Annotated in this window: 15 protein-coding genes and 1 tRNA gene; 12 read left to right on the top strand and 4 right to left on the bottom strand. The window is 43.4% G+C overall.

The genetic code is table 11. The features are described 5' to 3' along the window. Window positions 1-4 precede the first annotated feature (4 nt). Both HXT53_RS06425 and HXT53_RS06420 read left to right on the top strand, forming a co-directional pair. Complete coding sequence (locus tag HXT53_RS06425) at window positions 5-1,030, top strand: hypothetical protein (RefSeq protein WP_013399332.1); 1,026 nt, start codon at window positions 5-7, stop codon at window positions 1,028-1,030. Between the two features lie 66 nt (window positions 1,031-1,096). Then, window positions 1,097-2,128: a co-chaperone YbbN gene (locus HXT53_RS06420; protein ID WP_004116301.1), complete on the top strand. Its 1,032-nt coding sequence runs from the start codon at window positions 1,097-1,099 to the stop codon at window positions 2,126-2,128. A gap of 87 nt (window positions 2,129-2,215) precedes the next feature. Here the strand turns inward: HXT53_RS06420 and HXT53_RS06415 are convergent. Beyond that, window positions 2,216-2,289, bottom strand: a tRNA-Met gene (locus HXT53_RS06415). 428 nt (window positions 2,290-2,717) lie between these two features. Between HXT53_RS06415 and atpB the strand changes: the two genes are divergently transcribed. From atpB to HXT53_RS06370, 9 genes are all read left to right on the top strand, one after another. Beyond that, entirely contained in the window at window positions 2,718-3,572 is an 855-nt protein-coding gene (gene atpB / locus HXT53_RS06410; protein ID WP_421780231.1) for a F0F1 ATP synthase subunit A, read from the top strand. Between the two features lie 75 nt (window positions 3,573-3,647). Next, the gene (gene atpE / locus HXT53_RS06405) at window positions 3,648-3,881 is read left to right on the top strand and encodes an ATP synthase F0 subunit C (RefSeq protein ID WP_004114197.1); all 234 of its coding nucleotides are present in this window, start codon (window positions 3,648-3,650) and stop codon (window positions 3,879-3,881) included. A 64-nt stretch (window positions 3,882-3,945) separates the two neighbouring features. Beyond that, window positions 3,946-4,488, top strand: coding sequence for a F0F1 ATP synthase subunit B (locus tag HXT53_RS06400; protein WP_004114198.1), 543 nt, complete (start codon window positions 3,946-3,948; stop codon window positions 4,486-4,488). 75 nt (window positions 4,489-4,563) lie between these two features. Further along, window positions 4,564-5,145 carry a F0F1 ATP synthase subunit delta gene (locus tag HXT53_RS06395; RefSeq protein WP_004114200.1) on the top strand — a complete coding sequence of 194 codons (582 nt, stop codon included), beginning with the start codon at window positions 4,564-4,566 and terminating at the stop codon, window positions 5,143-5,145. 17 nt (window positions 5,146-5,162) lie between these two features. Beyond that, window positions 5,163-6,824, top strand: coding sequence for a F0F1 ATP synthase subunit alpha (gene atpA, locus HXT53_RS06390; protein WP_415698128.1), 1,662 nt, complete (start codon window positions 5,163-5,165; stop codon window positions 6,822-6,824). A 3-nt stretch (window positions 6,825-6,827) separates the two neighbouring features. Further along, window positions 6,828-7,832 carry a F0F1 ATP synthase subunit gamma gene (locus HXT53_RS06385; RefSeq protein ID WP_004116288.1) on the top strand — a complete coding sequence of 335 codons (1,005 nt, stop codon included), beginning with the start codon at window positions 6,828-6,830 and terminating at the stop codon, window positions 7,830-7,832. A 6-nt stretch (window positions 7,833-7,838) separates the two neighbouring features. Beyond that, complete coding sequence (gene atpD / locus HXT53_RS06380) at window positions 7,839-9,326, top strand: F0F1 ATP synthase subunit beta (RefSeq protein WP_004116286.1); 1,488 nt, start codon at window positions 7,839-7,841, stop codon at window positions 9,324-9,326. Window positions 9,327-9,328: 2 nt separating this feature from the next. Continuing rightward, window positions 9,329-9,643, top strand: coding sequence for a F0F1 ATP synthase subunit epsilon (locus HXT53_RS06375; RefSeq protein ID WP_004114210.1), 315 nt, complete (start codon window positions 9,329-9,331; stop codon window positions 9,641-9,643). A gap of 578 nt (window positions 9,644-10,221) precedes the next feature. Next, the gene (locus HXT53_RS06370; RefSeq protein ID WP_101887743.1) at window positions 10,222-10,953 is read left to right on the top strand and encodes a hypothetical protein; all 732 of its coding nucleotides are present in this window, start codon (window positions 10,222-10,224) and stop codon (window positions 10,951-10,953) included. A 254-nt stretch (window positions 10,954-11,207) separates the two neighbouring features. Here the strand turns inward: HXT53_RS06370 and HXT53_RS06365 are convergent, their stop codons facing one another. After that, window positions 11,208-12,491, bottom strand: coding sequence for an ATP-binding protein (locus HXT53_RS06365; RefSeq protein WP_174142953.1), 1,284 nt, complete (start codon window positions 12,489-12,491; stop codon window positions 11,208-11,210). A gap of 267 nt (window positions 12,492-12,758) precedes the next feature. Here HXT53_RS06365 and HXT53_RS06360 point away from each other — a divergent pair, with 267 nt between their 5' ends. Next, complete coding sequence (locus tag HXT53_RS06360) at window positions 12,759-12,968, top strand: ATP-binding protein (protein WP_004116236.1); 210 nt, start codon at window positions 12,759-12,761, stop codon at window positions 12,966-12,968. A gap of 236 nt (window positions 12,969-13,204) precedes the next feature. Here HXT53_RS06360 and HXT53_RS06355 read toward each other — a convergent pair whose 3' ends face one another. Beyond that, the gene (locus tag HXT53_RS06355) at window positions 13,205-13,507 is read right to left on the bottom strand and encodes a HigA family addiction module antitoxin (protein ID WP_004116234.1); all 303 of its coding nucleotides are present in this window, start codon (window positions 13,505-13,507) and stop codon (window positions 13,205-13,207) included. Further along, on the bottom strand, window positions 13,479-13,766 hold the full coding sequence (locus tag HXT53_RS06350) for a type II toxin-antitoxin system RelE/ParE family toxin (protein ID WP_004116232.1): 288 nt from the start codon (window positions 13,764-13,766) through the stop codon (window positions 13,479-13,481). Before HXT53_RS06350 ends, HXT53_RS06355 begins: the two co-directional genes overlap by 29 nt. Window positions 13,767-14,020: the final 254 nt, after the last annotated feature.

Genomic DNA, 14,020 nt, shown 5'->3' with positions numbered 1-14,020 from the left:
AAGTATGACTATGTTTTATGCGCATAAAATCAAATATTATGTAAGATTTACATTCGCTACAATAATGACGCTAATTATGTGTTTTGCTCTTAGCGCTTGCGATGGTCAAGTTCCTAAAGCCGCTGAGGGGCATAGCACAAAGGAACTTCCAAACGTAACGTCTATTAGAGAAAAAGATATACGTTTAAGAGTTTTGAGGTCTCTAGAGCGCGCGAATGAAGAGAAGAATTCTAGTAATCTTGATTGCTATATGAGTGGTCCTGCAATGCTTGTGCGAACTAGTGAGCTTGCGATTGCGGCTAAAACAGGAAAATTGGATCCAAAAACAACAATTCCTCGTGAAGTTGCTCAGACTATTGTGCCTACGAATGCAAACTGGCCTCGTGATTTGATGACGATTACTACTACAACAAAAGACCAGCAGTCTAAGAGATTGTTGGTGATCCGTCAGGATAGGGCACGCTCAAACTATAAATTGTGGGCAGTTGCAAGACTGTTCCCTGGTGTGCGTCTGCCAAAATTCCCTGTTTCTTCAATCGGTGCTTCAATGGGTAAAGCAAATGATTCTGGCCTTGTTATGACTCCTCATGCGGCAGCAGCGGCTTATGCTGATGTTCTGCAGCAAGGAGAATCTAGTAAATTTGCAAAGAGTTTTGCTAGTGATTATTTGCGCGCAAAATTAGCAGAATTATCTAAGACTGTTCAAGCAGGAATGGAGCGAAACAAAGGTTCTCAGGAACAGGTTTTTACTTCAGTTCCAAATCAGATTAGCGTTATGCGCGCAAGCGATGGTAGTGATTTAGTGGTTGCGCGTATTGACTCCGTGTGGACTAGAAGAGCTGGAGAAGGTCGAGAATCAAGACCAGCGTCTGACGAGGAGAAAGCTTTGTTTGGAAATGCTAAGGCTACTTCTACAATGCGTGTAACTTACGTAAATGTTGTAGCAATGGTTGTTCCACCAGCTGGCTCTAATGCGCAGATTGTTCCTGTGGGAGCGGAGCGTCAGCCTATAAAGGTAGAAGCCCTGTAAGCAGTTGTATAAGCAATATAAGAAATGTAAGCAAAGTTGTAAGCAATATAAGCAAAAGAGGAAATTATGGTTGATTCACAATCAATGGGTATGAACCCAGGCGGCTTCTCTCTGGCTGGAGCAGTGGACTTGGAAGGTGTAAAGCGCAAAGCAGAAGCTCTTGTAAAACGAGAAGCGGCTGAAAAGTCAGGAAAACCTCAGTCTAAGATGCCGTCTGCTGGTGGGTATGTGATTGATGTTAATGAACAAACTTTTCAGGCGATGGTTCAGACCTCTGTAAGTTTTCCAATTATTTTGCTTGTATGGCAAAAAAGCGATGAAACTTCTTACGATTTAGCACAAAAACTTGCGGATTCTATTACTGCGTTAGATGGCAGAATGCAGCTTGCTCGTATTGATGCGGATGAAAGCCCATCAATTGCTCAAGCTTTACGCGCACAGCAGCTTCCAGCTGTATATGGATTGGTTGGAGGCAGACCAATGCCTATTTGTCAGGGATTGCCTAGTGCAGATGAGTTGCAGCAGATTTGTAATGATATTCTGCCTCAGCTGGTTAAAGTTGCGGAAAAATCTGGTGTAGCTGGGATGGCTCCTTATGTTGATTCAGTTGATTCTGCAGGTGATTCTACGGATGCGTCAGGTGTTGGTGTAGGTGATGATTCTGCGGTTGCTGGCGACTCTTCTGACGTTCCGCCAGAACATAAAATTGCTCATGAGGCGGCTATGAATGGCGATTATGCTTTAGCTGCAAGTGAGTATGAAAAAGTATTGCAGGCTAACCCGAATGATTCTTTGGCATCTCGCGAACGCGCTAAAGCATTGCTTCTTGGCAGAAATGCAAATACAAATGTTGATGCAGTTCGTAAGGCTGCTGGCGATAATCCTGGTGATGCTTCCGCTCAGCTTGCTGTAGCAGATGTAGATATGATTGATGGTCATATTGAAGATGCTTTTAGTAGGCTTCTTGATTTTCTTGCTGGTCATCGTGATAGTGCAGATGTTATTAAAGAACGTATGCTTGAGTATTTTGCGATGCTTCCAGCTGGAGATGAGCGTTTGAATCGTGCGCGTCGTCGCTTAGCAGTTCTCCTTTATTGATTATGGATGATTGCACCTGATGGATAAAAAGTAAAAGAAAAGCCAAGATTCGCATTCGTGAGAAATATGCGATTCTTGGCTTTCTAGTAGCGGGGCATGGATTTGAACCATGGACCTCTGGGTTATGAGCCCAGCGAGCTACCGAGCTGCTCCACCCCGCGTCGGCTACTTTTAGCAGCTCTATCTACGATAGGTGCAAATTGTGATTTGTCAAGTCCTCGGCGTGTTTCTATTTGTTTTTTTGTGTTGTTAGTCGCCAGCAACCGAAGATTTGTGTAATTTTTGTGCAAAATAAATACAACAAATAAATCTAAAAGTAGTTTAATTCTAAACAAAAGTGGAGTACAATAAACAATTGGCTATAGACTTGCTAATTCTGTTATAAGTGCAAAACTCGTTATTAATCAACGATATGACTTAAATGTACGAACCAAGAGTAGAATCAGCTTTTTAGAGATGTATTTTCGTTTCGTACGCACGCCAACGAATAGATTTTCAGGATTTGCTGTTTATACAACTTAGCTTTTGATGGATTGGTATTAACCAGACGTGAGTAGCGATATAAACGACGCCTTATAAGGAGGAGCTGATGAGTGGAGCTATCGGAGTCTTAGCTGGCACTGTGAATTCGGCAGTATTGCTAGCTTCAGAAAATCCAGAGTTGCCTAAGATTGATGAGTTTTTACCTCCGGAGATTTTGTTCCAAGGCACACCATTTGCAATGAACCGCATTATTTTAGTGCGTGTGCTTATGGCAGTGATCGTTATGATTGTTTTTGGAATTGGTGCTGCTCGTGCAAAGGTTGTTCCAGGTAGGTTCCAAAGCGTGCTAGAAATCCTAATGGACTTTGTACGATACAGCATTGTGTACGAGATGATTGGCGAAGAACGTGGCAAGCGCTACGTGCCAATGATGTCTACATTGTTCATAACAATTTTCTTCTTTAATCTTTGTTCTGTGATTCCAGGATTGAATATGGCTGCAACCGCAACCATTACTGGTCCGCTTGTATTTGCTTTATGGGTTGTATGCCAATATCTTATTGCTGGCATACGCGAAAAAGGTTTTTTGCGATTCTTCCGTGAAGCATTATTCCCAGCGGGCGTGCCATGGCCGATTTACTTTATTCTTTCGCCATTGCAGCTCATAGAATTAATAATTGTGCGACCACTTTCGCTTACAATCCGTTTGTTTGCGAATATGATTGCTGGCCATTTGCTGGTGGCCACTTGCTTAGTATTCACCAACTTCTTTGTGGTGGATTCCAGCAATAAACTCCTTGCCTTCGGCGGTGCATTATGGCTGCTTGGTGGCATTCTGTTTACCCTATTCGAAATTATGGTAGCAGGATTGCAGGCATTTATCTTTACCGTGCTTGCATCCGTCTACATTTCGGAAAGTTACCCAGAGGAAGAAGAAAAATCTGCTGTTGCTGTTGCATAGTGCATTAGCTTAACTCTCAGATTTTACACATCTTATGGGTTTATACTGGTTACTGTTTTAACAGAAAGGAAACCAATGAATAACATCATCGCTCTAGCAGGACTGATCGGTAACCTGAGCATTCTTGGCTTTGCTGTGGCAACAATCTCTCCTGCACTTGGCATGGCAATCGTTGTTGCTAAAGCTATGGAGTCCACTGCACGTCAGCCAGAAGTCGGAAACCGTATTCAGCTGTTCATGTTCGTTGGCTTGGCATTCATCGAGGTTCTGGGCTTGCTCGGATTCGTTGCCTACATTATGGGAAAATGAACCGAACGAAACAACTCGTTCCAGCACAAATATAAAAGTGTTGAAAGAATAGAAAGGACAAGCCATGGCACATTCATCTGAGAGTAATGGTTTGGCATTGTTCTTGCCTGAGCCTTACGACGTAGTGTGGTCGTTAGTTGTTTTGGTAATTCTTGCAGTGTTTTTCTACAAGTTCGTTATGCCTAAATTCCAGGCAATTCTCGATGAGCGTGCAGAAAAAATCGAAGGCGGAATGGCTAAAGCAGCAAACGCGCAGCGTGAAGCTGATGAGTTAAAGAGCCAGATGGAAGAAGAACTTGCACAAGCTCAAGCAGATGCCGCAAAAACTCGCGAACAGGCTCGTGCACAAGCTTCCAAGATTGTTGATGAAGCAAGACAGCGTGCCGAAAAGGACGCTGCGAAAATCATTAGCGAAGCTCAGCATTCCATTGAGGCTCAGCATAAGCACGCCATGACTAGCCTCCAAGGAGAGGTATCGGTACTCGCTGCAGCATTAGCTGGAAAGATTCTTGCGTCTAAGCTAGATGACGATACCGTAGGCTCCAAAATCATTGATCATGTTATTGATGAAGTGGGAGACGTTAAGAGTTCGGGTCAAAACAAGTAGTTAAAAGAGTAGCTAAAACGATTTTTTAGTATTGCTTAATTACTACTTAAGTTTTGCATGAATGAGGAGGTAAGGATGCCAGAAAAGGCATCGCGAGTAAGCGAAAACTTATCACGCTCTTCGCTTGCGCAAGCCATTTCAGATGCTCATGACGAAGCTCAGCGCATATCTGATGAGCTTTCGACAATGATGGATACATTGGAAAAGTATCCAGAGCTTTCTGACGCTATTACCGATCCAAATAGGTCTTCGGAAGATAAGTCACGACTGATTGACGAGCTTATTGGAGGTAAGGCGCATCCTGTTGTACTGCGCATTATGCACTATCTTGTAGGTACTTGGCATGGCGGCGCCGAAAGCGGTAAAACGGGCAGCTTTGGAGGCGCATGGTCTGGTTTTGAGCGCGAAGCAGGCGAAACTTTGGTTACGGTTACAACCGCTCAGCCTCTTACGGATAAGCAAATTAAGCGTTTGATTGAGATTTACAGCAACAAGTTGGGTCATCGTGCCTACATAAACCCAATTGTGGATCCAAACGTGCTTGGTGGAATGCGAATACGTATTGGCGATCAAGTAACAGACCGCACAATGTTGATGCAGCTTAAGCAGTTGCAGCGTTCTGCGCGAAATGGTGCTTGGACACAGGCAGTGAAATAAGTTAAATAAGGAGAATTATGGCGGAACTATCTATTGATCCCGCCCTTATACGCAAGGCACTTGACGGGTTCGTTGACTCGTATAAGCCGGCAGACATGCCAACGCAAGAAGTTGGTTATGTTGTTACGGCTGGTGACGGCATTGCGCACGTAGCTGGATTATCTGGCTGCATGGCAAACGAGCTGCTCACCTTCGAAAACGACACCCTTGGCTTAGCGTTTAACCTTGATGCTCACGAAATCGGCGTGGTTATTCTAGGCGATTTTACGGGCATTGAAGAAGGGCAGGAAGTTTACCGCACTGGCGAAGTGTTATCGGTGCCAGTGGGAGACGCCTATCTTGGTCGTACTGTAGACCCATTGGGTAATCCAATCGACGGTCTAGGTGCAATCGAGTGCAAGGAGCGTCGTATTCTTGAAGCCCAGGCTCCAGACGTGATCCATCGTCACCCTGTGGACGAGCCTTTGTCTACTGGTTTAAAGGCAATTGACGCAATGACGCCAATTGGCCGTGGTCAGCGTCAGTTGATTATTGGCGACCGTCAAACTGGTAAAACAGCAATCGCAATCGATACGATTATTAACCAGCGCACAAACTGGGAAAGTGGAGATCCAAAGAAGCAAGTCCGTTGCATTTACGTAGCAATCGGACAAAAGGGTTCAACAATCGCATCTGTACGTCAAAGCCTCGAAGAAGCAGGTGCTATGAAGTACACAACAATCGTTGCAAGCCCAGCTTCGGATTCTGCAGGCTTTAAGTACATTGCACCTTATACTGGTTCTGCAATCGGTCAGCATTGGATGTACAACGGCAAGCACGTTTTGATTGTTTTCGACGACTTGTCTAAGCAAGCAGAAGCATATCGTTCGATTTCTTTGCTTCTTCGTCGCCCACCTGGGCGTGAAGCATATCCAGGTGATGTGTTCTATCTTCACTCTCGTCTTCTAGAAAGATGCGCAAAGCTTTCCGACGATATGGGCGGCGGCTCAATGACTGGCTTGCCAATTATTGAGACCAAGGCAAATGACGTTTCTGCATACATTCCAACCAACGTGATTTCTATTACCGATGGTCAGATCTTCTTGCAGTCCGATTTGTTCAACGCAGGTCAGCGTCCAGCAGTCGATGTTGGTATTTCCGTGTCTCGTGTTGGTGGCGCAGCTCAGGCCAAGGCTTTGAAGAAGGTCTCTGGCATGCTTAAGATTTCGCTGGCTCGTTACAAGTCTTTGGAATCCTTTGCAATGTTCGCTTCCGATTTGGATGCAGCTTCCAAAGCACAGCTCACTCGTGGCGCTCGTTTAACCGAGTTGCTTAAGCAGAAGCAGTTCTCGCCTCGTTCCATGGAGCAAGAGGTTGTTTCTGTGTGGGCTGGTACACACGGAAAGTTAGATGACATTCCTGTAAAAGATGTTTTGCGTTTTGAAAGCGAATTATTGGATTATCTCGATAAGGGAACCGACATTTTGCAAGTGATTCGCGATACTGAAGATTTCACTAAAGAAACAGAATCGGAGCTTGATGCTGCAATTGACGACTTCCGTAGGATGTTTAAGACTTCTGCAGGTAAGCCTTTGATTGTTAAGGATTCTCTGCCTCCAGCTGAAAACCCTGCTCCAGTTGAAAAAGAGCAGCTTGTTGCAAAGCCGAAGTCGGATAATCGTGAATCTGAGGGGAAGTAGCGTATGTCCTCCCAACTTGCATTGAAATCGAGAATTATTTCCACACAGTCTTTAGGTAAAATCTTTAAGGCTCAGGAAATGATTGCGTCTTCTCATATAGCAAAAGCGCGTGATATCGCTCTAAATGCTAAGCCTTATAGCGACGCAATTTTCGATGCCGTGCAGGCGTTGGTAGCTCATCATGAAGCGAATATTAAGCATCCTATTTTTGGTAAAGAGCGTTCGGGTAATCGCGTAGCCGTGTTGGCGTTGACTTCCGACCGTGGCATGGCTGGCGCGTTTACATCATCGATTATTCGAGAAACCGAGGCGTTGCTCGCAAAGTTGGATGCGGAAGGAAAGCACGCTGAGCTGTACGTGTATGGTCGCCGTGGCGCAACCTATTACAAGTATCGTAATCGCGATGTTGCAGGCACTTGGGAAGGGTCTACTGATCATCCTGATGTGACTATTGCGGAGAGAATTTCCGATACTTTAATGGATGCGTATATGACTCCAGAAGAAGATGGAGGAGTTTCGGAGCTTTACATTGTATTCACCGAGTTTATAAACATGGTGAGGCAGAAGGTTCGTACGCTGCGCATGCTTCCAGTTGAGCTGGTTCCTTTAAAGGACGGCGAAGAGTTTGCCATGCATCGTCCAGATTACGAGGCAGCTTCTGGTCCTTCGGCTTCGCTTTCGTCTACGGGTGCGGTTTCGGCTCGAGAAGAAGCGGTTAGCCGCAGTAATCCGGACGCTGTGGAATATTGCTTTGAGCCAAGTCCAAGCGAAGTGTTGGATTCGGTTTTGCCAAAGTATATTCAATCGCGTATACACGAATGTTTGCTTACTTCTGCTGCTTCCGAAACAGCTAGTCGACAGAATGCTATGCATACGGCTACAGATAACGCCCGCAATTTGGTGGAGGATTTGACAAGAAAGCTTAATGCTTCTCGCCAGGCTTCCATCACACAAGAACTTACCGAGATTATCGGCAGCGCTGACGCGCTGAATAATGAGGAGGAATAGGAGCATATGGCTGAAGATCAGACCACAGCACCTCCAGAAGATGCAAAGGAAGCCGATCCAACGGCTGGTCGTGTAACCCGTGTTCAGGGTTCCGTGATTGACGTTGAATTCCCAGTCGGCTATCTTCCAGATATTTATAATGCTCTCAAGGTTGATATCAACACCGTTGGAAACACGGAAGGAGATACCGTCCACGAGATTACATTGGAAGTTGAGCAGCACCTTGGTGATTCAACTGTGCGAGCAGTGGCGCTTAAGCCTACGGACGGTTTGGTTCGTGGTGCTTTAGTGCGAGATACTGGTGGCCCAATTTCTGTGCCTGTTGGAGATGTTACAAAAGGTCACGTTTTTGACGTAACTGGTAACATTTTAAACGCTAAACCAGGCGAAAACATTGAGGTGACCGAGCGCTGGCCAATCCACCGCAACCCACCTGCTTTCGATCAGCTTGAGTCTAAGACTCAAATGTTTGAAACAGGCATTAAGGTTATCGATTTGCTTACGCCTTACGTTCAGGGCGGAAAGATTGGTCTGTTCGGTGGTGCAGGCGTTGGTAAAACTGTGTTGATTCAGGAGATGATTCAGCGCGTTGCACAGAATCACGGTGGTGTGTCTGTGTTTGCTGGCGTTGGCGAACGTACTCGTGAGGGTAACGATTTGATTGGCGAGATGGCTGAGGCTGGCGTTTTGGAGAAAACAGCGCTTGTCTTTGGTCAGATGGATGAGCCTCCTGGGACTCGTCTTCGTGTGCCTCTTACTGCTTTGACTATGGCTGAGTATTTCCGTGATGTTCAGAATCAGGATGTGTTGCTGTTTATCGACAACATCTTCCGCTTTACTCAGGCAGGTTCTGAGGTTTCCACGTTGCTTGGTCGTATGCCTTCTGCAGTTGGTTATCAGCCAAACTTGGCGGATGAAATGGGTGCGTTGCAGGAGCGCATTACTTCTACGCGCGGTCATTCTATTACGTCGCTTCAGGCTATTTACGTGCCTGCAGATGATTACACTGATCCTGCTCCTGCAACAACCTTTACTCACTTGGATGCTACTACTGAGCTTTCGCGTGATATTGCGGCTAAGGGTATTTATCCAGCTGTGGATCCTTTGACTTCTACTTCGCGAATTCTTGATCCGCGTTATGTTGGTCAGGCTCATTACGATTGCGCTAATCGTGTGAAGGCTATTTTGCAGCGTAATAAGGAGCTTCAGGACATCATCGCTTTGATTGGTATTGATGAGCTTGGTGAGGAAGATAAGACCACTGTGAGCCGTGCTCGTAAGATTGAGCAGTTCCTTGGTCAGAACTTCTATGTGGCTGAAAAGTTCACTGGTCGTCCAGGTTCTTATGTTCCAGCTGATGAGACCATTGAGGCGTTTACGCGAATTTGCAATGGTACTTACGATGAGATTCCTGAGCAGGCGTTCTCTGGCATTGGTGGCATCGACGATCTTGAGCGTCGTTGGCACGATATGAAGCAAGAGTTTGGTGCGTGATTATGGCAGAGAAGCAAGTGAAAACGCTGCACGTTAGTGTGGTTGCAGCTAGGCATCCTGTTTGGGAAGGCGATGCCAAGTTTGTGGTTATTCCTTCTGTGAATGGCGCAATGGGTGTTCTTCCTGGGCATGAGGCTGTGCTTGCGTTGATTGATCACGGTTTTGTAAAGGTTGACGATTTGAATGGCGTTCGTCATGTTTTTAAGGTGACTGACGGATTCTTTTCTGTTGACTCAGACAATATTACTATTGCTGTTGAGCACAGTTGTAACGTTGATAAAGACGGCAATGTGTTGCCTAACGCTAAAGTGATTTAATGTGATTTAAGTTAATCTAAGGCTGACTTTTGTAATAAGGTACGCTAGATAAGCAGGAGTTTGCGATTATTTATCGCGGCTCCTGCTTTTTGTTTCTTTTATCCCGCATTTGTTCCCAAAATCGCCAAATACGTAAACAAATGCGGGATAAGAAATAGGCAGAGTGAAGAGTGGTGGGGTGTCGGCGTGTTGCGTGTGTGGGTTGTGCGGAATGTTGATTTTTCAATGGTTTTATAGTGTTAGTGTTCTTGCTCGAGTAGTTTCCTGAGAAAAGTCTGGGAAAATTCTTTAAAAACCTTGAAACAATGTGTTTTTACGGTTTTATTAGTGTTAATCCACAAATATTATGATGAAAATAGTTTTATTGTGGATTAGTTTGTGTGTAACATTATTTTTTTCTGTTTGTTTTGTGTGGTTGCCTCTTGACTTTTTTAAACGGGGGGGGGGTATGTTAATAAGCAAACGCCAGCTGCTCCTAGTTTTGGCTGGTGTTTAAACCACTATTCACGTGTTGTGGATTGTGGAGCAAATTTTTCTCTGCGCCCCTAACGCAGAGGAGAAGAAGAAAGGAAATTAAAATGATGAATAAGAAGGCTATCGCCGCTTTCGCTGCTGGCGCTACTTTGCTTGCTGGCTTCGCAATGGCAACCCCAGCAATGGCTGAGTCTCTAATACCAATGTATAACCAGAATAATGGTTTTGCTGAGGTTTCTGATGGTACTGATGCTTCTGTTCTTAAGGCTACTATCGAGCAGGATAAGCAGGAAATCAAAGCTGCTGAGGACTGGAATGATAAGGTAAGCTCTGCTTACGCTAATGCTAACACTAATACAGCAACAGTTACTGTTGATGGTGTTGTTCCTGCAGATTCAAGCCAAGCAACTCATGTTCTTGTTCTTGGCAAAGATGGTAAGTTGAACCAATTAGTTAAGGCAGACGCAGTTACCCAGGCTCAAGTTGATGCTCTTGTGGCTGCTGCTAATAAGGCTGAGGCTGCTGTTGATGCTGCTAAGAAGAAGCTTGCTGATGATGAAGCTGCTTTAGCTAAGCTTGAGAGCAAGAAAGTAACTCCTAAGAAGGATGATAAGAATACTCCATCCAAGCCTGAAACAAAGCCTGTTGTTCCTGGTGTTCATGTGAAGACTGCTGATAAGGCTGCTGCTAAGGGTGAGCTTGCTGCTAAGGGTGCTAAGGGTCATGGTAAGTCTGGCGAGAAGCTTGGTAATGCTGGTGTTGGTGTTGCTTTGACTGCTTTGGCTGCTTCTATGCTTGCTGGTATGGGTGCTGCTGTTCGCAAGATGCGTCACTAAGTTAAAAAGGCTTGCGTTGAGCGTGTGATACGCGTGTTGTTTTGCTTCGCGCGTATCACGAGCTTTCAAATAGTGGCTTGGGTTTCGTGTGGTTTGCCGAAAATTTCCTTTTCTTACCATGTGGAGTTTGGGTTGCTGTTTGATTGTGCTTGATGCTTGTTACTGGTTGGTTGTTTCCCGCTAGGGACGGGATTCTTCCTTCTGGTTTTAAGGGTTTGTTAGATTACTTCTAACAAACCCTTTTTATGTTTTTCTCAGTTTGCGCTAAGTAGCCATCGTGCTATGTCTATTACGCGGATTCCTTCAATGTCGTAAGAATCGTGGCGAGTGTTTGCAAGCAGAATTTTAGGATAAGCGTCTTTTATTGCTTTTAGTGGCGAAAGTTCGCGCTCCAACGTTGCGTCGTCACTAATATTGTCTGAAACCTGAATATAAAGCTTTTTGCTCGCATTTACTGCCACAAAATCTACTTCTTTTTGGTAAAGTTTGCCAACATAGATTGTGTATCCTCTTCGCATAAGCTCAAGTGCTACAATATTTTCGTAAGCTATTCCGTAATCCATGTTGCGAGTTCCCAAAATTGCGTATCGAAGTGCAGTATCTGCTAAATAGTATTTTTCGTTTGTTTCTAAGTATTTTTTACCGCGAATATCGTAGCGTTTTACTTTATAAAACATGAATGCATTGCATAAATATTTTAGATAATTGCCAACAGTTATGTGAGTTGTTTCAATCTGATTCTGCTTAAGTATTGAGCTTACATTGTTTGCGGTTGTGAGATTTGCAATATTATCCATTAAAAATTCGCATATTGAGTCAAGAAGTGACACTTCTGATATTGCGTATTTGTCTACTAAATCGCGTTTAACAAGAGTTGTATACACGTTTTTTATGTACGCTTTTGCATCGTCTTGGTTGGCGTAAACATATGAGCCTGCGAGTCCGCCCTGTTGTAAATACTTTTGCAGAGCATCGTTAAAGTTGCTTGTTATTTCAAAGTATTCGCAATATTCTGCAAAACTAAACGGAAATACTGGTATTTCAACAAATCTCCCACTAAACAGTGTTGCAAGATCCGAGCTAAGTAAGAATGCGTTGGATCCCGTTAAGTAAATATCGTATTTATTGCTATTGTGAAGGCTATTAATTGCAAGCTCAAATTTTGGGCACAATTGCACTTCGTCAATCATAAGAACGTTGTAAGCGCCTGGTATATAACGGCTTTCAACGTATTCAAAAAGGCTTTTGTAATTTTTCAGATTTTCATAATTTAGGTTATTAAAGTCAATGTTGATTATGTTAAGTTCGTGGTTGTTTGAGTTATCTTGTTGCTGTAGTGCGTTTGGGAGTTGCGCATGCTTTGCTGACGCATAAAGTTTGCTACTTTGATTGCTGTAGGTGTTTTCTAAATATGTGCGGTAAGCACGCAGCAACTCAGATTTTCCGCTGCGTCGAATGCCAGTGATGATTTTTATATCTGGTGTGCCTTTAAGTCGCTTTAGGCGATTTAGATAATCTGTTCTCTCGATTAGTTTCATTTCAATCGCCTTTCGCCTTCAGAATCGTAGTATTTTTCACTTTTGAAAGTAGATTCGTGTTTTTACTTTCAAAACTTTAATTTTATTTCACTTTTGAAAGTATTATATCATTTTCACTTTCAAAACTGTAATATTTTTTCACTTTTGAAAGTGGTATTTGGTATAGCGCACAACTTGAACTTCTAAAAATACAAAGTTTGAGTTATCAATAACCTAAACTTACGAAAAATAAAAGTTTAGGTTATGAATAACTTAAACTTGTAAAAGGTGGATTTTGTTGCGACTTCTGCTTCCGAAAAGCTTTATATTCAAGTAACTGAAAGCATGATGGATGAGTCTGTGCGCGAGCGAGAGTTAAAGCCGCTTCGTAAGATTCAGAATAATTACGAGAAACTGGTTATTACTTTTAGTAAGGCTTTAGATGATGACTACGATGGCATTCGCGTTGAAAACATTGTTGATTGGTTGCTTAAGTAGGAGATAGTGCTTAAGGTTTCGTAGTTTTAAGGGCTTTCGCTCGCATTCGCTTGTTTGCGTTCGCGCGCGAAGGCCCTTCTCTTTTGCACTTTTCGATTGCGTTCTGTTTATTGGGTTCTTAAGCTTTTATGAATATAATCTCACTTCGCAAAATTAAAAAATTTTCAAATTTGCGAAATGATATTTGCTCTGTTTTGCGAAATTGATTTTGCTTGGTTTAAAGCGTGTAAATCATTCTACGCCGAAACAAGTGGTGTGATGTTGCCTATGCTGGATTCGTCAAATCGCAAAATGTCGTAGTCTCGTTGAAGGTTGAGCCAAAAGTCTGGGGTTGTTCTAAAAGCTTTAGATAGCTTGTATGCCATTGTTACACTGATTGAGCGTTTGCCGTTTAAAATTTCTCCAATAGCTGTTTGCGATGTGCCGATAGTGTGAGCAAGCTTGTATGAGCTTATTTTAAGAGGTTCCATAAATTCTTCGCGCAAGATTTCGCCTGGAGTGCTCAAATAGTTATCTGTGGTAGTCGTCGAAGTAGACATCGTAAGCTTCTTTCGTATTATCGTTCCATTTGAAAATTAGTCTGTATTGTTTATTTACTCTGATGCTCCAGTATCCAAGTAGATTGCCTTTGAGTGGTTCAAGCTGATTTCCTGGCGGTGCTTTAAGATCTTGCAAATCGTATGCAGCTTTTAGTATTTGCAACTTTCTTTTTAGGATTTTTTCTAATCCAGTGGGATAACCTTTTGGGTACGAGCCGCCGTATAGGTAATCATTAAGTTCCTTTTCTCTGGTTTCCATAAAACTATGGTAATGTATTGCGTTACTAACGTCAAGCGTTACTGTTGCTTGACTAGTGGACGGTGATGTTGCTGATGCTATCAATATTTCTATAGTGCGTTTTTGCAAAAATGTTGTTATAGGCTAATATATTCTGCGTACTATAGCGCTTTTTTGCGAAAATGTAGGTATAGATGAGTATTTTTTGCGTGCTATGCCTTCATTTTGCCAAAATGTATGTATAGAATATATTTTTACATTAGCTATGCAATCAT

The organism is Gardnerella sp. KA00390 (genome assembly GCF_049244075.1).
Taxonomy (GTDB): domain Bacteria; phylum Actinomycetota; class Actinomycetes; order Actinomycetales; family Bifidobacteriaceae; genus Bifidobacterium; species Bifidobacterium vaginale.
Note: the sequence above shows the minus strand (reverse complement) of the source record. Positions and strands in the feature narration are given on the sequence as shown.